The 19,452-nt window shown below is 70.4% G+C and carries 14 protein-coding genes and 2 pseudogenes; 13 read left to right on the forward strand and 3 right to left on the reverse strand.

Annotation, left to right across the window (positions count from 1 at the left end):
* The 6 genes from ABT006_RS26315 (at nt 1) to ABT006_RS26340 (ending at nt 10,695) form a co-directional block, all read left to right on the forward strand.
* Nucleotides 1-1,194 carry a hypothetical protein gene (locus tag ABT006_RS26315; RefSeq protein ID WP_350710594.1) on the forward strand — a complete coding sequence of 398 codons (1,194 nt, stop codon included), beginning with the start codon at nt 1-3 and terminating at the stop codon, nt 1,192-1,194.
* Entirely contained in the window at nt 1,187-1,936 is a 750-nt protein-coding gene (locus ABT006_RS26320; RefSeq protein ID WP_350710596.1) for a sugar isomerase domain-containing protein, read from the forward strand. Before ABT006_RS26315 ends, ABT006_RS26320 begins: the two co-directional genes overlap by 8 nt.
* A 642-nt stretch (nt 1,937-2,578) precedes the next feature.
* Nucleotides 2,579-5,788 (forward strand): LamG-like jellyroll fold domain-containing protein, encoded by a 3,210-nt coding sequence (locus tag ABT006_RS26325; protein WP_350710598.1) that lies wholly within the window; start codon nt 2,579-2,581, stop codon nt 5,786-5,788.
* 604 nt (nt 5,789-6,392) lie between these two features.
* Nucleotides 6,393-9,299: a beta-N-acetylglucosaminidase domain-containing protein gene (locus ABT006_RS26330; RefSeq protein WP_350710600.1), complete on the forward strand. Its 2,907-nt coding sequence runs from the start codon at nt 6,393-6,395 to the stop codon at nt 9,297-9,299.
* 204 nt (nt 9,300-9,503) lie between these two features.
* On the forward strand, nt 9,504-9,857 hold the full coding sequence (locus ABT006_RS26335; RefSeq protein WP_350710601.1) for a hypothetical protein: 354 nt from the start codon (nt 9,504-9,506) through the stop codon (nt 9,855-9,857).
* Nucleotides 9,858-10,227: 370 nt separating this feature from the next.
* Nucleotides 10,228-10,695 carry a nucleoside deaminase gene (locus ABT006_RS26340; RefSeq protein ID WP_350710603.1) on the forward strand — a complete coding sequence of 156 codons (468 nt, stop codon included), beginning with the start codon at nt 10,228-10,230 and terminating at the stop codon, nt 10,693-10,695.
* Between the two features lie 92 nt (nt 10,696-10,787).
* Here the strand turns inward: ABT006_RS26340 and ABT006_RS26345 are convergent, their stop codons facing one another.
* Complete coding sequence (locus ABT006_RS26345) at nt 10,788-11,825, reverse strand: SGNH/GDSL hydrolase family protein (RefSeq protein ID WP_350710605.1); 1,038 nt, start codon at nt 11,823-11,825, stop codon at nt 10,788-10,790.
* Nucleotides 11,826-11,911: 86 nt separating this feature from the next.
* Here ABT006_RS26345 and ABT006_RS26350 point away from each other — a divergent pair, with 86 nt between their 5' ends.
* From ABT006_RS26350 to ABT006_RS26360, 3 genes are all read left to right on the forward strand, one after another.
* Nucleotides 11,912-12,337, forward strand: a complete 426-nt coding sequence (locus ABT006_RS26350) for a VOC family protein (RefSeq protein WP_350710606.1) — start codon at nt 11,912-11,914, stop codon at nt 12,335-12,337.
* A gap of 111 nt (nt 12,338-12,448) precedes the next feature.
* A complete protein-coding gene (locus ABT006_RS26355; protein WP_350710608.1) occupies nt 12,449-12,856 on the forward strand; it encodes a YciI family protein in 408 nt (135 codons plus the stop codon).
* A gap of 4 nt (nt 12,857-12,860) precedes the next feature.
* Nucleotides 12,861-14,006, forward strand: a complete 1,146-nt coding sequence (locus tag ABT006_RS26360; RefSeq protein WP_350710610.1) for an RNA polymerase sigma factor — start codon at nt 12,861-12,863, stop codon at nt 14,004-14,006.
* 69 nt (nt 14,007-14,075) lie between these two features.
* Here ABT006_RS26360 and ABT006_RS26365 read toward each other — a convergent pair.
* Nucleotides 14,076-14,338 (reverse strand): annotated as a pseudogene (locus ABT006_RS26365) (type B 50S ribosomal protein L31).
* Nucleotides 14,335-15,623: pseudogene (locus ABT006_RS26370) on the reverse strand (CobW family GTP-binding protein). Before ABT006_RS26370 ends, ABT006_RS26365 begins: the two co-directional pseudogenes overlap by 4 nt.
* Nucleotides 15,624-15,874: 251 nt before the next feature.
* On the opposite strand from ABT006_RS26370, the gene rpmB reads away from it, so the two are divergent.
* The 4 genes from rpmB (at nt 15,875) to ABT006_RS26390 (ending at nt 19,402) form a co-directional block, all read left to right on the forward strand.
* Nucleotides 15,875-16,111 carry a 50S ribosomal protein L28 gene (gene rpmB, locus ABT006_RS26375; RefSeq protein WP_350710612.1) on the forward strand — a complete coding sequence of 79 codons (237 nt, stop codon included), beginning with the start codon at nt 15,875-15,877 and terminating at the stop codon, nt 16,109-16,111.
* A complete protein-coding gene (rpmG, locus tag ABT006_RS26380) occupies nt 16,111-16,278 on the forward strand; it encodes a 50S ribosomal protein L33 (protein ID WP_350710614.1) in 168 nt (55 codons plus the stop codon). The genes rpmB and rpmG overlap by 1 nt, the downstream gene beginning before the upstream one ends.
* Before the next feature lies 1 nt (nt 16,279).
* Nucleotides 16,280-16,585: a 30S ribosomal protein S14 gene (gene rpsN / locus ABT006_RS26385; protein ID WP_350710615.1), complete on the forward strand. Its 306-nt coding sequence runs from the start codon at nt 16,280-16,282 to the stop codon at nt 16,583-16,585.
* 477 nt (nt 16,586-17,062) lie between these two features.
* Entirely contained in the window at nt 17,063-19,402 is a 2,340-nt protein-coding gene (locus ABT006_RS26390; RefSeq protein ID WP_350710617.1) for a heavy metal translocating P-type ATPase, read from the forward strand.
* The last annotated feature ends 50 nt before the right edge of the window (nt 19,403-19,452 follow it).

Genomic DNA, 19,452 nt, shown 5'->3' on the forward strand with positions numbered 1-19,452 from the left:
ATGGGTGGCTATGCCGACCGCTCCGACGGCGTCCAGAACGTGCTCGACCCGCTGGAGGTCCATGCCGTCACGTTCGCCGACGACGGCCACCGGTTCGCGCTGGTGGTCGCGGATCTGATCTGCGTCAACGTCGACGTCGTCGAGCGGATCCGCAGCGCCATGCGGGGCATCGGCGTGCAGTCCTGCTGGGTCGCCGCCACCCACACCCACGCGAGTCCCGAGGCGGGCTGCAGCCCCGGCGGCGAGGCCACGCCACGGCACCTCGCCGACCGGCTCGAAGCCGCATCGCTGGCGGCCGCACGGTCCGCCGTGGAGTCCGAGCGCGCCGCCAGACTCGGCTGTGTCCGCACACTGGTTCCCAGGCTGGCGGGTCGCCGTAACGTCGCCGACGCGGGCCCGCTGGACATTCCCGTCGACACCCTCACGGTCACCGCGGGTGCCGACGTGGTGGGGCTGGTCGTGATCTCTCCGGTCCACCCGACCATCCTTCCCGCCGACAACAACCATGTGAGCGCGGACCTGAACGGCGGCATCCGCCGGGCGCTGTCAGCACCGGGCAGGTGGGTGGTCGTCGCCACCGGTGCCGCCGGCGACATCAGTACCCGGCAAACCCGTCAGGGGCGGGGGCTCGACGAGGTGGATCGGCTCGGGGCCTGGTTGGCCGACCGGGTCCTACCGGTGCCGCCGCATGCCGGCGGGGGCACCCCGGCGCCGGTACGGCCGCCGATCTCGCGAACCGTCACGCTCGCCCCCAAGCAGCCCGCGGAGCTCGACGTAGCCCTGCGGCAGACGCCGCTGCCGGTGGGCAAGGACGAACGCATCCGCTGGGTCCTGCAACAGGGGAGGCGGATCGCGGAGGAGCAGGCGGCCCGCCGTCGCACCGAACCGTACGTCATCGACGTGGAGGCGGCGGACCTCGACGGGATCACGGTCGTGGCCGTTCCCGGCGAGCTGTTCCTGGAGCTGGGCGAGACGATCCGTTCGGCAGCGCCCGACCGGGTGGGGGACATCGTGGTCCTCGGCTATGCGAACGGCTACCTCGGCTACCTACCCGCCCGCGACACGCAACCCTGCTACGAAACCTATGTCAGTCCGGTCACCTCGGGCAGCGGCGAGATCGTCGTCGAGGCTGCCGTCGAAGCCGCCGTCGAAGCCGTCGGCGACCGTGAACATTCCAGGAGGATCAGTGCCTGAGCCGGCCTATGCCACCATCGCCCGGAACGCACTCGAACAGGTTCTGGCCACGGAGCTCGACGCCATCGAGGCCGCAGCCGGGCTCGTCGCCGACGCCATCGCCGCCGACGGCGTCCTACAGGCGTTCGGGACCGGCCACTCGCGGATCGTCACCCTCGAACTCGCCGGGCGTGCCGGTGGGCTCGCCGCCGTCAGCATGCTGGCGGTCAAGGATCTCGTGATGTTCGGCGGCGCCGACCCGGGGCCGATCCTCGACCCGACGTACGAGCGCGAGTCCGGTCTCGCCGAGCGGATCTACCGCCTCGCCGCACCCTCCGCGCACGACGCCTTCCTCATCGTCTCAAACTCCGGCATCAACGCCGCCGTCATCGAGATGGCGACGCTGGCCCGCGACCGAGCGCATCCGATCGTGGCGGTCACCTCACTGGCACACACGCGCTCGGCCGGTGCGCGTTCCACCCAGGGACCGCATCTCGCTGACCTGGCGGATGTGGTGATCGACAACCACGCGCCCGCAGGAGACGCGGCACTGGAGATCACCCCAGGAGTTCGGACCGGGGCGGTCTCGTCGTTCACCGGAGTCCTCATCGCGCAGCTCCTCACCGAACTGGTCTGCCGCCGGCTGTTGGCCCGCGGCATCGACCCGCCCGTCCACGTATCCGCGAACCTCGCTCAGGGCGACGCGCACAATCGCGGCCTCTATGAGCGGTACCGGGATCAGGTCCGGCCGATCGAACCCTGATCCGCCACGGACGGAGGCTTCCAGGCGTCGGGGGAGACGTTTCATCGGGGGAAGTCCTAGTTGAGTCGGCCTGGAGCGCGGTGCCTGCGTTGCCGCTGGTCCGTTTCTCCAGGCCGCTCGCCGAACCCGCCGTTGCGCGTCTTCGCGCAACGGGCTCTCCACGGTTGCTGCCCGTCAGGCGTTGTCGGGTGTAGCGCAGGGGTTGGGGATCGCGCGACGTATCTTGACTCCGGTCTATACCAGTATTAGCGTCTGCCGCATCTGCCCGAACGCGCGGGTGGTCATGGGCACCGAGTGCACGCCCGCCAGCCCGCGTCGCGGTTACCGACTCGATGAGGAGCAGGGCTGATGGCTGCTAGACGAAGTACGAACCGATGGGCATGCACGGCTGCACTCCTGGTGGCTTGTCTCGCGGCCGGGGGAGTCGTCCTGGCGCCGGTTACCGCAGCGGCGCCGGCTTCACCACGGGCTGCGTCCGGGCCGTCAGCTGGGGACGCCATGCCTGACGGGCCAATCGGTCGTCCAGACCAGCCGGCGTTCCCCGACGGATACGTCCAGCGCGTGCAGGCGGCCCTGCGGCAAGGGGCCGACACGTGGGGCGAGCAGCTCATGGCGCTGCCTGACGGCCCGACGATGGCAAACATGCGGGACCTTCTCGTACCGGCCAACCACGGCGACGACTTCTGGCATGACACCCGGTGGAACAACCTTCCATTGACATACCCGATGCCGGACCTCAAGAACTTCAGCGCGCAGCGGGACTTCAGCTTCCACTTCACCGACGGCAGCCAGATCAACTCGGACTTCGCCGACGGGCGGACTCGGCAGTGGGTCAAGTTCTACGTCGGCGACGGGACCGAACTCTACGGCTCGTCCGAGACCAGGCTTGACGAGCCGACGCTCGCCGATGGTTACCAGCCGGTGCTGCAGAACCGCTACACCGACCGCCAGGGACGGACCTATGAACGGGAGTCCTACGTCACCCGGTTCTCCGGCTCCGCTCGGCTCATGAGCATGATCCGCTTCATCGTCCGGCCGGGGAACTCCGGCCAGACGTCGGCCACGCTCCGCGTCAACCTGAACGGCATGTACGTCGCCGGGGCCGTGGCTGTCGAGAACAACCTCAAGGTGGGCGACAAGCTCGCGCTCGCCTACAGCGGCCAGGCTGCGTGGAGCGCACCGGATCTGACCTACACCCTCGACCTCAGCAAGGGCCCGGCGGAGGTCCACCTGCTCATGATGAACCAGCCCCAGGCGCTCGAGACGGTCGTCATGGACAGCAGCGGATACGACGCCAGGCGGGCACAGATGACCGCCTACTGGAAGGGCCAGCTCGACACCGGGAGTGGGGTGCAGATTCCGGAGAAGTACGCCGCCGACGCCATGCGGTCCATGCTGCTGGCCAACCTCGTCATGGGCTACAACCTCACGATCGGCAACGGCTACGAGCTGCCCGACGACCCGAAGTTCGCCTGGATCCCCGAGGTGGTGGCCACGGTGGGGTCGCTCGGCGACTTCGGCTACGCGCCGCGCACCCGGCAGACGATGGACGAGTTCCTCGTCCGGGGGCAGTACCTTGACGGGTTCACGACCTGGGAGCGGGGCATCAAGCTCCAGGCGGCCGCGAGGTACCACCTCCAGACCGGGGACTCCGGGCTCATCACGGCCCACCTGGCCACCTTCAAGGCGTGGCTCAACGACATCGCGGCCCAGCGGAGCAACGACCCCAACGGTCTGCTCGCCAAGACGAGCCTCTATTCCGACAACAGCGCACGGGCTCACGGCATCCACCACCAGGCAGACGTGTGGCGCGGCCTGCGCGACATGGGTGTCGTCCTGCGTCTCATCGGCCACCCCGACGACGCGGCCGCCTTCACCGTACAGGCAGACGGGCTACGCGCCGCGACCCTCGCCGCGATCGACCGGAGTAAGACCCAATTGCCCGACGGCTCGGTCTTCGTGCCCGTTGCGCTGCTCGAGCCGAACGACTTCGACCCGGCCGGGATGATCACGAACTCACCGCAGGGCAGCTACTGGAACCTCATCATGCCGTACGCCCTGGGCAGCGGCTTGATCGACCTCAACAGCCCTGTCGGGCAGGGGCTGACGACCTTCCTCAACAAGCACGGCGCCACGTTCCTCGGGCTCACCCGGTTCAATCTCAGCGGTGAGCCGGTCGAGGCGTGCCAGACCCGCCCTGCCGGCCCGTGGCCCGCAGCGGACGGTTACCGTTCGAGCGGCGTCGACCAGCAGTACGGCTGGTCCTACCTCAAGTATCTCGACCAGATCGGTGATGCCGACCGGATCGGGCTGACGTTCTACGGCATGCTCGCCCAGGGCTTCACCCGCAACACCTTCATCGGGGGCGAGGGCGAAACCGTCGCGCCGTGCCCGATGGAGTACTACCGCTCTCAGTTCCGGGCACCCCTGTCACCGAACAACGCCACGTACCTCAAGGCGCTGCGGGGGATGCTCGTCAACGAGACCCTCGACGCCGCGGGTGTGCCGACCGAGCTCGACCTCGCGCCGGCAACGCCCAAGCCGTGGCTGTCCGACGGCCAGACGGTCGGGGTCACCGAACTGCCGACCTTGTTCGGCCCGGTGACCTACTCCATCACCTCGGCCGTTGCCCGGGGCACGATCGAAGCCACGGTGACGCCCCCGCCCGCCGCGGCGGGTCGCCCCGGGCTCCAGCAGGTCAAGCTGCACCTACGACTGCCGGCCGGCTACCGGCTGGAGGCCGCAACCGCCAACGGCGCGGCAGTCGCCGTCGAGGGCGACGCCGTGACGGTACCGGGCACAGGGACGACGACCGTTCGAGCTACGGTGTCGCGCGTTAAGGTGGGCCAACTGTCCCGGGCGCAGGTCGTTGCGACCGAACTGGCGACCATGGTCGCCCCGGGGGCGACGACTAATCTCGGGATGCTCGTCGAGATGTCCGGGACCGCAGTCGTCCAGGGCCGGATCTCGGTGGACCTTCCGAACGGATGGACGCCATCGTCCGAGCAGATCCTGTTCACCCGCAACGCCAAGAGCGGGCTCGCTTGGCAGCAGGTCCGTACGCGCGTCTCGGTCCCGGAGAATGCGGCGCCGGGTGACTACCGGATTGTCATGACCGCCCGCCCGGATGGCGGGGAGCCGAGGGCGTTCACCACGACCGTGACGGTGGCCAGGCCGGCTCCCGGGACCTACGCCGACCTGGTGCGGGCCGACGGCGCCGTCGGTTACTGGCGGCTCGACGACAGCGGGGCGACAGTGCTCGACAGGTCCGGGCACGGCAACAACGGGGTGGTCCGGGGATCCGTGGTCCAGGGCCAGCCGGGGCCGCTGGCCGATGGGAACAGCCGGTCGATGAGCCTTGAGGGCGGCTACATCGAGGTACCTGACTCGGCAAGCCTGAGCCTGACCGGCCCCTATGCCCTTGAGGCATGGGTCTACGTCCGGGAGGGCGGCGACCAGGGCGTGCTGGAGAAGTACGACTCGCCCGCCCGTAACGGATACCTCCTGCGCCTGGGTGCGAAGAACCGGCCGGCGGCGATGAACCTCTCGGACTCCCTGTCCACCACCGGTCCGGTCGGTGCCCCCGTGCTGCAGTGGGGCTGGCACCACCTGGTGTCCGTCTTCGATGGCTCGACGCTCAAGGTCTATCTCGACGGCACCGAGCGCGCGTCCGTGCCGATCAGCCGGGTGCCGACCGACGGGGCTGCCTCGCTGAAGATCGGGGCACGAGGGGATGACGCGGCGAACCGCTTCGGTGGCTGGATGTCCGAGGTCGCCGTCTACGATCGCGCGCTCACCCCGGAAAAGGTGAAGGCCCACTACGTCAAGGGTGTGACGGTCGTGAGACGGTGAAGCCTGTTGATCAACCGACCTCGGTCGTACTGTCGTAGCGGCGGATCTGGTGGCCCGCAGGGCCGGCACTCACCCTTCGGGTTGGCCGATGGCGGCCCGGATCGCGTCCCGGATCGGCTCGATGGTCGCCACCCCCACCGCCGGTGTTGTCCAGGACGCAGAACAACGGATGGTAGCCGTAAGGTCGGTCCGGACCGCCCTGCGGCGTTGCCGCTGTGTTTTCCCCGGACCGCCTTCCGGCTGAAGTGGGGGCAGTCATTACTGACACTCTGCAACGGGCAAATGTAACGGTTGATGAGGAGTAACGACGCCAGCGGCAACACCACCTGCCGGCCGTCGGGCACCAGCGCGAACGTGTGCGACGCCACCAAGGCGGGCAGCCGGACCTGACGTGGGACGCCGAAGGCGAACTCGCCACCGTCGGAGGGTCCGATGGTGTGCCGGATCTGGGCGAGGATCCAGATTAATTCAAAATCATGATTACAGGCTTGGATGGAGCCATTGACGAAGCTCTATGGTCTAGTCCAGTATTTCCAAAGCCGATGCGTGCCTGCCGCGCGTCACGGCCTCCAGTCACGATCCTCAAGTTCCTAGGAGTGCGCCCATGCGAAACGGCTACCCTCGGGGACGCTGGCGCTTCCCACGCACAGTGGCCGGCTGTGCGCTCGCCTCGCTGCTCGGCACGGTCGGGCTGTTGGGCTCACCGTCCACGGCCAGCGGCGCTGCGGCAACCCCGCCTCTCAATCCACAGCCACGGGAGCTGTCCGTCACCGGGACCCCGCTCAACCTGCCGGTCGCAGTGACAATCGTCCGCGGCGCGGCCGCGGACCAGCCGGCCGTGGACGCCGTGGTGGCCGCTTTCGCCGTGTACGGCACCAGGGTCACCCTCACCGAGACCGATCCCGGCGCCGGAACAACCGTCTACGTCGGAGGAGCGGGGGAGACGCCCGCCAGCGCGGCCGCCCTGAACGCAATCGGGGTCACCACCCCGAGCACCCTGCCGGATCAGGGTTATCTGCTGGCCACCGGGACGGACTCCGGCGGCAGGCAACGGGTCGTGCTCTCCGGCGGCGACAAGGTGGGCACCTTCTACGCCGCCCAGACCCTGAGGCAGCTCCTGACGTCGGATTCCTCTGGCGCGGAGATCGCGCGCGTCACGATCAAGGACTGGCCAGCCTTCTCGTTCCGCGGTGGTATGGACTCGGCCAACCCCCCACCACCCGGGGTGGCCTTGTGGACGAAAGCTGACCGGCTGGAACAGGTGGAGGTCCTCGCCCGGAACAAGATGAACCGCTTCTTCTACGGGCCCGCGGCGGACCCACGTACGGGCGGCAGCGGCAGCAACAACTGGCGGACCCCGTACACGGACGCCGAACTTGGCGACCTTCAGGAAGTCGTCACCAGGGCCAACAACCTGCACGTCGCGTTCGTATACCGGATCTCACCCGAGATGCCACTCGACCAGGCCAACGGCATCTGCCACTCGTCCGCCACGGAGCGCAGGACGCTGCTCTCCCGGCTCGACCAGCTGCGCCAGATCGGAGTCAGGCACTTCGTCATCGCCTGGGACGACGTCTTCCCGACACGGCCGTTCTCCTGCGCCACCGACACCGGCACGTACGGAACCGGGGTCACGGCGTGGGCCCGGGCACAGGCCGACGTCACGAACTTCGTCCAGACACAGTTCATCGGCACCCACGCCGACATGGGCCAGCTGTACACCGTCAGCAGCGAGTACGCCGGGACGGCGGTCAGCAGCTACCGCACCGAGTTCGACACCCGGCTGGGCACCGAAGTGGGCGTGTACTGGACCGGACCCGAGGTGCTGTCTCCGCGTATCACCAAGAAGAATCTCGACGACGCACAGTTGGCGTTCCCCCGGCACCGCCTCGCCATCTGGGACAACTTCCCGGTCAACGACCAGGTCTGGGACCGGCTCCAGATGGGCCCGCTGGCCGGGCGCGAGCCCGCGCTCTCGGCTGCTCCAGGAATCCTGTTCAACGAGATGACCCAGCAGGGCCCCTCTCAGCTGCCCCTGCTCACCGCCGCCGACTTCGCCTGGAATCCGGCGCAGTACCAGCCAGAGAACTCCTGGTCCCGCGCCATCGACACCCTCGGTGGGCCGAAGGCCAGCCAGCTCCGAACCTTCGCCGACATCAACCGCTCGTCCGTCATCGACCACACCGACTCGGTGGCGCTGGCGGACGCCATCAGAAGCTTCCGCATCGCCCTCCGCACCGGAACCGGGGTGGACGGCGCCGCCGCCGCACTCAAACAGAGGCTCTCTGACCTCAGAACGGCCAGCACGGACCTGCAGACCATGCAAAGCAGCCTGACAACCCAGGCGAAGCCTTGGCTGCAGCAGACGGTACGCCTCGTGGACGCGGCGACCCGCGCCGTGGATCTTCTGACCGCCGAGCGCGCCGGACAGGCCACCGTCGCGAAGAACCTTCGCCAGGAGATCCGTAACCTCCTTCCCGCCATCGCCGCCCACCCCGAGTCGGTGGCGCACGGCGTGCTCCACCCCCTGGTGACCTTCGCGCTGCGCCGGGGCATCGACCGGGTGGACCTGAGCGGGGACGGGCGCTCCGACGTCCTGGCCGTGACGGGAAACGGCGCGCTGAACGCGTACGAGAACCTGCGCACCACGGTGAACTGGCCGGAGCTGGGCGCCACCCAGGCGGTCGGGCAGGGATGGTCTACCTCGCAACTGCCCATCATCGGTGATCTTGACGGTGACCGGCTCGCGGACCTGCTCACAGTGACCAGCACCGGAGCCCTGACGCAGTTCAGGAACACCGGGTCCTTCACGGGTGGCATGTTCGCCGCAGGCGTCCAGGTCGGCGGTGGCTGGCAGGGGACGTTGGCGGTGCACCTGGCCGACCTCGATGACGACGGGCGCGCCGACCTGCTCGGGGTGTTCCCGGACGGCACGCTCAAGGCATTTCGCAACGCCGGCATGAACAACGGCGCGGTCACCTGGGGTCCGGCCGTCCCGGTCGGCCAGGGGTGGAGCACCGCCGAGCTTCCATTCGTCGGTGACCTCACGGGTGACGGAAGAGCCGACCTGATGTCCATCAAGCCGGACGGATCGCTGTGGCACTTCCTGAACACCGGCAGCTTCAGCGGAGGTCTGTTCGCCGCCGGTCAACGGGTCGGTGCGGGCTGGACCGGTTACCTGGCCATGCACGTCGTCGACCTCGATGGTGACGGACCTGCGGATGTGCTCGGCGTGCTGGCGGACGGGACGCTTGCCGCCTTCCGCAACCAGGGTGTGACCAACGGGCTGGTCAGCTTCGGGCCCCGAGCTTCGGTGGGCCAGGGTTGGAACGCCAACATGCTGCCCTACCCGACCGATCTGAGCGGGGACGGCCGCGCCGACCTGGTCTCGATCAACGGTGCGGGCCGGCTCATCACGAACGTCAATGCGGGTCGTTTCGCGAGCGGATTGATGTTCCCGACGGCGGCAGCACACGGCCCAGGATGGGGCGGAACCATTTTCCTTCGCTGACGGGCCGCCTCAGTTGGCCATCGGGCGACGATGCCGACGCCCGTGTGGTGGCGCGGCACCAGCTTGCCGAGGTGGCGGGGTACAGCTCGAGCGAGCTGTACCCCGAAGCCGTTCCATTCCGTCCCACGTTCTCGTCGCTCACCGTCACGGCCACGCTGCCGCCTCGCTACGGCGCGGGTTGAGCCGGGCTGGCACACTCGCCGCATGACAAGACCCACCATCCGGGCCACAGTCGAGTCGGGTGCCGTGTACGACGACCCGGGCGAGGACCTTCTGCTGGATCTCGCCGAGCGGGTCCACTCGGCGGGCGAGGAGTTCCTGGTTGTCCATCGCACTGGCGCCCCCGACGGGCAGACCTACATCCAGTGCGCCGAGACCAGGGACGACGACGGGAGGTGGCGTCTGGTCGTCGAGTACCGCGACGGCGGGCCGGACCGTCACTTCCAGGCGTACGTCGACGAACTGGACGTGCTCCAGTCGGTCGTCACCGGTTGGGCGGCCGGCCGGCCCGACTGGCGCGGCGGCCTCGAATGGGAGCGGCTCACGTTCGATCAATGAGACGCCCTGGATCCCGACACGACCGGACGCCCGGAGCCGAGGCGTTCGAGGCTGCGCACCGATGCACGAAACACGTGTGCAAGCAGGCTGCGAAGCAGCCTCCTCCGGTCTACCTGACTGCCCTGGTCAGCCCCGACGATCGCACCTGGGGCGTCATGCACCCCTGAGCGCACGCGCAGGGCCGGCGGGTGGCCACCTGAGCCAGTCGGCCGCGGTGCAACACAACGCGTGGCGGCTGCGGCAACAGCGCAATCATCGCTATCCTGTCGCAGCAGCCGACCGGCTGACCTCCATCGCCAACAGCGAAGCCACGTGAAGCAGTGTCTTGGCAGCGGCGGTTGAACTCCCGGGGAGACCCATGGTGAGCGACATGGAACTGCGGCATCTCCGCCGCTGTATCGAGTTGGCCGTCGAGGCTCTCGAAGAGGGCGACGAGCCGTTCGGCTCGGTGCTGGTCGACGCCGACGGGACCGTACTCGCCGAGGACCGCAACCGGGTGGCGGGCGGCGACCGGACCCGCCACCCGGAGTTCGAGCTGGCCCGCTGGGCCGCGGCGAACATGTCCCCTGAACAACGAGCGCAGGCGACCGTCTTCACCTCCGGTGAGCACTGCCCCATGTGTGCTGCGGCGCACGGCTGGGTGGGTCTCGGCCGGATCGTGTACGTGGCTTCTTCCGAGCAGTTGGCGGGCTGGCTGGCCGAGATGAACGTGCCGCCGCCACCCGTGCGGTCTCTGCCGATCCGGGACATCGCTCCCCACGTCGTGGTGGAAGGGCCCGTGCCTGACCTCGCCGCGCAGGTGCACGACCTTCACCGCCGCTACTACGGCGCACGCTGAGGCGCGTCTCCACCCGATGCCGCCGCAGCGCGGCGGGCCGCCCCGGGCCGTCACCCAGACGGCGGCTTCGGTGTGCCGAGGGCCGGCTGCGGTCAACTGCGACGGAACCAGGGGGCGGCGGTGGTGTCGTTCTTGTAGAAGCTGATCAGCGCCTGGGCGACCTTTCTCCGGCCGGAGGTGCTGGGGTGCACGCCGTCGCTCTGGTAGTCAGCGCAGGACCACTCCAGCCCGTCGCTGCGCCCCGGCACGCCGCCCGCCACGTCGTCCGCGCCGAGCCCGTCCGCCCACAGATACGGACCCCAGGCCAGCCATGGAGCCGGGGCGCCGCTGCCGGCGTACGCCAGTCGCGGATCTCCGGCGATCTGGTCCTCGACCAGCCACTTGACGGCAAACGCCTGCTCGTAGGCGCCGGTGCCGCGGGTCGGGGTGGAGTAGTCACCGTAGGTGCGGCTGGACAGGTGGACGATTCGCAGGTTCGGGTACTTGCTCCGGGCGATGGTGACGATGCTGCGGAGGGAGTCTCGTAGCTTCTGCGCCCCGCCGGGGAACGCGCCCAGCCCGTCCCCGGCGAACTGCTGCTTCAGCCAGACCGTCTGCACCTGGGCCGGGGTGACCCCGGCCTGCCTCAGCCGATCGTTGAGGATCTGCCAGGTGCTGCTGTTCGGGTCGGCCCAGTCGGTCGCAGCACGCCCGCCCTGGGCTCCGTCGACCATCACCAACCGGGGGTTGATGGTGGTGTCACCTGCCGCCGCCTGCATGAACGCCTGGAACTCCTGGGTGGTGTTCGACATGCCGATCGAGGCGAGAACGATCCGGCCGTTGGTCGGGTCGGCGGCGCCCGCCGCGTTGCGCGGGACGACCTGGGTGGCCGCCAGGGACCGCCCCGCCGAGTCGTGTGCGGCCGGGCGGACGTTGACGCCACCGGGGTAGAGCCCGCCCTGCGCCCCGAGGTACGTACCGGTACGCAGGTCCGGCAACGGCGTGCGACCGGTGTGGGTACGCGTGCAGTCGGATGCCTGTGCGGCGGTGGGTGGACCGGCAACCGCCAGTCCGGCCGCCAGCACCAGGATGCCCAGGGCCGCCGGCGCCGATCGGCCGCGTGGCCGGTCCTGCCACGAGATGAGTCTCATCCGCTCCTCCACGCTCCACAGCGAACGGCGACGGCGCTCCCGGTCTGCACAATATATGGAGGTTAATCGATTAGATAGTGGGCGCGGTGGAGCGGACACGGCTCAGCCTCTCACCCACCTCGCGGGTGGGTGAGAATGACGGCATGCCGAGCCGTCTCACCGTCATCGCCATCGACGCCATCCGACCACAACTGATCGCCGACTTCTGGTGCTCGGTTCTCGGCTGGCAGGTTGTTGACGAGGATGGTGAGGTGATCACCATCGCAGCCTCCGACCGTTCCTGGCCGATGATCGACGTGGTGGCTGTGCCAGAGGGCAAGGTGATCAAGAACCGGCTGCATTTCGACTTGCGTGCCGACGGCGTGTCCACCGCGGAGGAGCTTGACCGGTTGCTCGCCCTCGGTGCGCGACGCGTCGACGTGGGACAGCCCTCCGACGTGAGCTGGGTTGTGCTTGCTGATCCTGAAGGCAACGAGTTCTGCCTGCTGTCACGCCCTGTCCAGGAGCTCTAGGACAGCGGCGAGCCAAAAACTTCGGACGGCGATGTCGAGAACCCGTGGCTGGCTCCGTCCCCGCGGTGAACGTGACCAGAATGGGTCGCACCAGCACCGAGGAGAAACACCATGGCCAAGTACTTGCTGCTCAAGCACTACCGGGGCGCTCCGGCTGCGGTCAACGACGTGCCCATGGACCAGTGGACGCCGGAGGAGATCTCGGCGCACGTGCAGTACATGCGCGACTTCGCGGCCCGGCTCGAGGGGACCGGAGAGTTCGTCGACGGTCAGGCGCTCGCCCCGGAGGGGACGTTCGTCCGGTACGACGGTGAGGGTCGCCCGCCGGTCACCGACGGCCCGTTCGCCGAGACCAAGGACCTCATCGCCGGGTGGATGGTGATCGACGTCGACAGCTACGAGCGCGCCATCGAGCTGGCTGGGGAGCTGTCGGCCGCCCCTGGAGCGGGTGGAAAGCCGATCCACGAGTGGCTCGAGGTGCGCCCGTTCCTGGCCGAGCCGCCCACCATCACGGAGTGATCTGATGGACGAGGCCCTGCTCCGGGGCCTCACGCCGAGCGTCCTCGGGATCCTCGTCCGCCGCGGAGCCGCCTTCGCGGCGGCCGAGGACGCCGTGCAGGACGCGCTGGTCGAGGCGGTCCGCGTCTGGCCGGCCGACCCGCCGCAGGATCCGAAGGGCTGGCTGGTCACCGTGGCCTGGCGCCGGTTCCTCGACGCGACCCGGGCGGACGCCGCCCGCCGCCGGCGTGAGGACCTCATCGACGAGGAGTCGGCGCCCGGGCCCGCGCCCGCGCTCGACGACACGCTCCAGCTCTACTTCCTGTGCGCCCACCCGTCACTGACGCCGTCGTCCGCGGTCGCGCTCACGCTGCGCGCCGTCGGTGGGCTGACCACCCGTCAGATCGCCCAGGCCTACCTGGTGCCCGAGGCGACCATGGCGCAACGCATCAGCCGGGCCAAGCGCACCGTCTCCGGCGTGCGGTTCAACCAGCCCGGCGACGTCGCCACCGTGCTGCGCGTGCTCTACCTGGTCTTCAACGAGGGCTACTCCGGCGACGTGGACCTCGCCGCCGAGGCCATCCGGCTCACCCGGCAGCTCGCGACCGCGATCGATCACCCCGAGGTGGCGGGGCTGCTCGCCCTCATGCTGCTGCACCACGCCCGGCGCGCCACCCGGACCGCGCCCGACGGCAGTCTGATGCCACTCGCCGAGCAGGACCGCGGCCGGTGGGACACCACGTCGATCGCCGAGGGCGTCGAGATCCTGCAGGCGGCCCTCGCCCGTGACCGGCTGGGCGAGTTCCAGGCCCAGGCCGCCATCGCGGCACTGCACGCTGACGCGCGCACCGCCGAGGAGACCGACTGGGTGCAGATCGTCGAGTGGTACGACGAACTCGCGCGCCTGACCGACAGCCCGGTCGTCCGGCTCAACCGCGCGGTGGCCGTCGGCGAGGCCGACGGACCGCGCGCCGGGCTGGCGGCGCTCGCGGCGCTGGACGACGCACTACCGCGCCACGCCGCGGTGGCGGCGTACCTCCACGAACGCGACGGGGACCTGGCCACGGCGGCACGGCTGTACGCCAAGGCGGCCCAGAAGGCCCCCAACCTCGCCGAGCGCGACCACCTGACGCGCCAGGCCGCCCGGCTCAACGCCCGTCGGCGTCGCTGACGGGTCGCGCTCGGATCCCGCCCGCGCCGACGAGGCGGGGCGTGTGCCGCCCGGTCGATGCGCGCGTGCTCATCGTGGTTGCTGCCGATCGCGGCGGGCGTACTTGGCGCGGAACTTCTCCACTCGGCCCTCGGTGTCGAGCAGGCGTCGCCTGCCGGTCCAGAAGGGGTGGCTGGCGGAGGAGATCTGCACGTCGATGACGGGGTAGGTTTGCCGTCGGTCCACTCGATCGTCTGGTCGCTGGTGGCGGTGGAGCGGGTGAGGAAGGCGAAGTCGGCGGCGCGGTCGCGGTAGACGACGGGCTTGTAGTCGGGGTGGATGTCGGATCTCATGTGGGTTCTCCGTCGGCGTCGGTGTCGGTCGGGTCGAGGTCGGCGAGCGGGAAGCAGCCGGTGAACGGGTCGTCGTAGCCGCGCCAGGCGTCCTCGCCGTCGGCGAGTTCGGCGTCGGTGAGCAGGCAGCCGGTGAGGGTGCGGTGCAGGCCGGCGGGGTCGAGGTCGAGGCCGATGAAGACGAGGTGCTGGTTCCGGTCGCCGTAGTAGGGGTCCCAGTCGATGGCGGCGGCGAGCCGGCGGTGGTCGGACGCCTCGTCCCAGTACGGGTCGGGGAGGGCGGCCAGCCAGCGGCCGAGGGAGCCGAGGCCGAGGCCGCCTCCGGCGAAGTCCCAGGCGATGACCGCGTCCGGTTGGCTGGCCAGCCACAGGTGCCCTCGGGAGCGGATCACTTCGGCGTTGACCTCCTCGAGGGCGTCGTGCAGCCGTCGGGGGTGGGGCGGCGGGCGCGGAAGACCGCGGACACCACTCCGCAGTCGGGGTGTGGATCGTGCAGGCCGAGGTGGTAACCCTCCAATCCACGGGTCAGGACGCCGGGGGTCTCGGTGCGGTGCCGGTGGGTGCCGCGCAGCTGGCGGGTCAGCGCGGCGGCGTCGATCTGGTCGCCGTCGACACGTACCTGCGTCGCCCACGGCGCCATGCGCTCCAGCAGCACCGACAGCCGGCTGGTCTCGTACGCACCCTCCCGTGACTGCCCCCACAGGACGAGGGTGTCGACGTATTCGATCTGGCGGACGATGACGTCGGCGAGCCCACGGTCGTCGTTGTCGGCGGCGTGGATGCCGAGGGTCTTGAGTTCGTCGGTGCTGGCCAGCCCGTCGAGCAGGTGCTCCGCGTCGACGACGGTGACGTACGAGTCGACGTGCAGCAGGTCGGTGATCGGCGCGCCGTCGACCAGGCAGTGCGCGCAGACGGCGGCGACGGCTTCCGGCTTGACCACCTCCGGCAGCATCAGCACCAGATCCCGGTGCGGGTGGGCGCGCGCCAGCCGGGCGAGGGTCGGCAGTACGTCCTCGCGCAGGGTGCAGGAGACGCAGCCGTGGGCGAGTGCGACGCGCTCGTCCTCGAGTATTCCCTCGCTGTCGCGCACGATCCGGTGGACGGTGCCGGCGCCGAGGCCGGCGAGGTCGTGCCGGACCAGCAGCAACGACGGGTCCGCCGCGAGCAGGCTGCGGGCAACGGCGTACGTGGCGGACGGCCAGAAGCCACTGAGCACGGTCAACGACGGTCGGGCGTCGGACGCCGGCACTCCGGTGTCGGCCGGTGCGAGCGGGGACGTTGACATCACAGTCCTCTCGACTTAGTTGAAAACGATTGTCATTATAAGCGCGCGGTCGACGGCGAGTGGCGGGCGAGGTCTTCTCGCACGAAAGCGCCGGGTTGGCCCGGCGGTGCCGGTGGCGTGGTCGTGGTGCCGGTGCCGCTGCCCCCGGCGTCCGGTCGAGGTTGTTCGGCCCCGGGTGGAGGCCGCCCGAGCGGCCACGGTAAGAATGAAAACGATTGTCGTTACGGCACTTCGTCCCTGAAGGAGTATCTGTGTCCCGTCGCTGTGATGTCACCGGCGCGAAGCCGAGCTTCGGCAACGCCGTGTCCCACTCCCACCGGCGCACCCGCCGCCGATGGAACCCCAACCTGCAGAACCACCGCTACTGGCTGCCCTCGGAGCGACGCTGGGTCCGTCTGACGCTGACCGCCAAGGCGCTGAAGACGGTGGACCGCAAGGGCATCGAGAAGGTCGTCGCGGAGCTGCGCACCCGGGGGGTGACGCTCTGATGGCTCGGCAGACCGACGTCCGTCCGATTGTCCGGCTGCGCAGCACCGCCGGCACCGGCTACACGTACGTCACCCGCAAGAACCGCCGCAACGACCCCGACCGGCTGGTGCTGCGCAAGTACGACCCGGTCGTCCGCCGGCACGTCGATTTCCGGGAGGCGCGCTGACATGGCCCGCAAGAGCCTCGCCAACCGACAGGCCCGCCGCGCCGACCTCGTCACTCGCCACGCGCCGCACCGCGCCGAGCTGAAACGGACCATCGCCTCGCCGGACACCGACCCGGCGGTGCGGGACGACGCCGTCCGCCAACTGGCGCGACTGCCCCGCGACTCCAGCCCGGTGCGGCTGCGCAACCGGGACGTCATTGACGGCCGACCGCGAGGTGTGCTGACCCGCTTCGGGTTGTCGCGCGTGCGGTTCCGGGAGATGGCGCTGCGGGGCGAGCTGCCGGGGATCCGCAAGGCGTCCTGGTGACGACGCCACCCACCGCGCTGGCATCCGTATCGACGAGGTCGGCGTACCCGACGGACGCGGGTGCGCGAAGAGGAACGACCAGCCTGTAGGGCCGCGAGACACGGACGGATTTCATCGACTGGGGCGGACTGCCGCCGGCGGGGTGCCCACGCCGGCGGCAGCCTCGGGCGCCGGCAGGGTGGTGCTGCCCGGCAGCTGGTCGATACCGGACCGTACGGTCAGGACAAGGCGATGCGTACCTCGATCCGGCCGTCGGTGCGGCACCCGCAGCGTGTGCACCCGTCGCCGGACGTCGCGCAGACAGGTCCGGGACGTGCCGGTAACGGTGGCCGGTCGTACGCTGTCCCTTGACCGGACCGGTCTCCTGCACGCAACGTTCCTTGGACATCGAGGCTGCTTTCGCCCGCGCCGTCCGGCCCGCGCCGGAATACCTCGGTTGCCTGGTCCGACCGGCCGTGCCGCTGGGACGATCCGTAGGTGAGGGCGGAACCGCGCGAGTGCGTACCGGAGCGGCCGGTGGGGCGGCGCCGGGTGGACTGGCGGCAGTGGGCGCCGCTGACCCTGCTCACCCTGGCCGTGCTGGTCGGCGCCGGGTCATGGCTCGCCGGGCTGCCGGAGGCGGCCCGACTGGTCTGGGTAGCGGTGACCCTCGTGGCACTGCTGCCGGCCACCTGGTCGACGCTGCGGCAGCTGTGGCGCCGGCAGTTCGGGGTGGACGTGATCGCCGTCCTGGCGCTGGTCGGCACGCTGCTGGTCCGCGAGTACCTGGCCGGCGCGGTGATCGCCGTGATGGTCGCCACCGGGCAGGCGCTGGAGGACTACGCGCAGCGTCGGGCCAGCCGTGACCTGCGCGCGCTGCTGGAACGGGCACCCCGGCAGGCGCGGCGACGTACCCCGGACGGCGGGATCGAGGTGGTGCCCCTGGACCAGGTGGCGGTGGGAGACCGGCTCGTTGTCGGCCCCGGCGACGTGGTGCCGGTGGACGGGACCGTCGAGGAGGCCGCGACCCTGGACGAGTCGACGGTCACCGGCGAATCGCGGCTGGTCACCCGCACTGTCGGTGAGCAGGTCGTCAGCGGTGTGGTCAACGCCGGCGCCGGGTTCGGGCTGCGGGCCGGCAAGAGCGCGGCGGAGAGCACGTACGCGGGCATCGTCCGGCTCGCGGAGGAGGCCACCGCGCACAAGGCCCCGATGGTTCGACTCGCCGACCGGTACGCCGCCGCGTTCGTGCCGTTCACCCTGCTGCTGGCGGGGCTCGCCTGGCTGCTCAGCGGCCAGTTCCTGCGGGCGGTGGCGGTGCTGGTGGTGGCCACCCCCTGCCCACTGTTGCTGGCCGCCCCCATCGCGATCGTCTCCGGGCTGTCCCGGGTGGCCCGGCGCGGCGTACTGGTCCGCGACGGCGGGTCGCTGGAGCTGCTGGGCCGGGCCCGCACCCTGCTGATGGACAAGACCGGCACGCTCACCACCGGCCGCCCACGTGCCGCCGAGACGCTGGTCGCCCCCGGTGGCGACCGGGACGAGGTGCTGCGGCTTGCCGCCTCCGTCGAGCAGCTCTCCCCGCACGTGCTTGCCGCCGCCCTGGTCCGGCAGGCCCGCGAGCAGGGGCTGCCGCTGGCCGAGCCGAACGACGTCACCGAGGAACCGGGGCGCGGGGTTACCGGCCGGGTGGACGGCCGCCTGGTCCGAGTCGGCCAGCTCACCGGCGAACCACCCGAGTGGGCGCGTCGGGTACACGAGCGCGCCGAAATGGCCGGCCGTTCCACTGTGTGGGTCAGCGACGACCGCATCCCGCTCGGTGCGATCCTGCTGGAGGACCCGGTACGTCCCGACGCCCGGCGTACCGTGCGGCGGCTTCGGGAGGCCGGCCTCCGCCGGCTGATCATGGTCACCGGCGACCGGTCGGGGACCGCTCGGCACGTGGCGCAGGCCGTCGGCGTGGACGACGTGATCGCCCAGTGCTCGCCGCAGGAGAAAGTGGCCCGGGTCCGGGAGGAGTCCGGCCGGACGATCACGGTGATGGTCGGCGACGGCGTCAACGACGCCCCGGCCCTGGCTGCGGCGCACGTGGGCGTGGCAATGGGCGCCACCGGGGCGACGGCGTCCGCCGACGTCGCCGACGCGGTGCTCACCGTGGACCGGCTGGACCGGCTCGCCGACGCCGTCGACATCGCCCGGTACGCGCGCCGCATCGCGGTGCAGAGCGCTACCGTCGGAATGGGCCTGGCCGTCGTCGCCATGATCGCCGCTGCGGCCGGCGGGCTGCCCCCGGTCGTCGGCGCGTTCCTCCAGGAGGGCATCGACGTGCTGGTGATCCTCAACGCGCTGCGCGCCCTCGGGGGCGGCCTGCGCCGCCGCGACGTCCCGCCGGAAACCCGGAAACTGCTCGACCGGTACGCCGGCGAGCACGGCGGGGTGCGGGACGTGCTGACCCGGCTGCGCGACACCGCCGACCTGGTGGCGACCCGTCCCGACGCGCTGGAATGTGTGCCGGCGCTGCGCGACGTGCACCGCCGCCTGGTCGACGAGGTGCTGCCGCACGAGGCGGCCGAGGAACGCCACCTCTACCCGGCGCTGGCGGGCCCGCTCGGCAGCGCCGACGCGACCTCGACGATGAGCCGCGCACACGTGGAGATCCACCGGCTCATGAACCGGATCGGCGGCCACCTGGCCCAGCACCCGGACGGCCGGCTGCGCCGCGAGGAGGTGCCCGACCTGCTGGCCGCCCTGTACGGCCTGGACGCCGTGCTCCGGCTGCACCTGGCCCAGGAAGAGGAGGACTTCTTCTCCCTCAACCCGACCTACGCACCAGAACGTTAGGGGTGGCGCGGATTCCGGCGGGGCATCCTTGGCGATCACACGGTGCCGCG

Origin of the sequence: Micromonospora sp. NPDC002717 (assembly GCF_040295705.1) — a bacterium.
In the GTDB taxonomy this organism is placed as follows: Bacteria; Actinomycetota; Actinomycetes; order Mycobacteriales; family Micromonosporaceae; genus Micromonospora.

Coding starts and splice junctions, on each gene's coding strand:
- rpmG (WP_350710614.1), top strand. CDS start 16,111: ATGGCTCGGCAGACCGACGTCCGTCCGATTGTCCGGCTGCGCAGCACC.
- ABT006_RS26355 (WP_350710608.1), top strand. CDS start 12,449: ATGGCCAAGTACTTGCTGCTCAAGCACTACCGGGGCGCTCCGGCTGCG.
- ABT006_RS26335 (WP_350710601.1), top strand. CDS start 9,504: ATGACAAGACCCACCATCCGGGCCACAGTCGAGTCGGGTGCCGTGTAC.
- ABT006_RS26330 (WP_350710600.1), top strand. CDS start 6,393: ATGCGAAACGGCTACCCTCGGGGACGCTGGCGCTTCCCACGCACAGTG.
- ABT006_RS26345 (WP_350710605.1), bottom strand. CDS start 11,825: ATGAGACTCATCTCGTGGCAGGACCGGCCACGCGGCCGATCGGCGCCG.
- ABT006_RS26315 (WP_350710594.1), top strand. CDS start 1: ATGGGTGGCTATGCCGACCGCTCCGACGGCGTCCAGAACGTGCTCGAC.
- ABT006_RS26325 (WP_350710598.1), top strand. CDS start 2,579: ATGCGGGACCTTCTCGTACCGGCCAACCACGGCGACGACTTCTGGCAT.
- ABT006_RS26360 (WP_350710610.1), top strand. CDS start 12,861: ATGGACGAGGCCCTGCTCCGGGGCCTCACGCCGAGCGTCCTCGGGATC.
- rpsN (WP_350710615.1), top strand. CDS start 16,280: ATGGCCCGCAAGAGCCTCGCCAACCGACAGGCCCGCCGCGCCGACCTC.
- ABT006_RS26340 (WP_350710603.1), top strand. CDS start 10,228: ATGGAACTGCGGCATCTCCGCCGCTGTATCGAGTTGGCCGTCGAGGCT.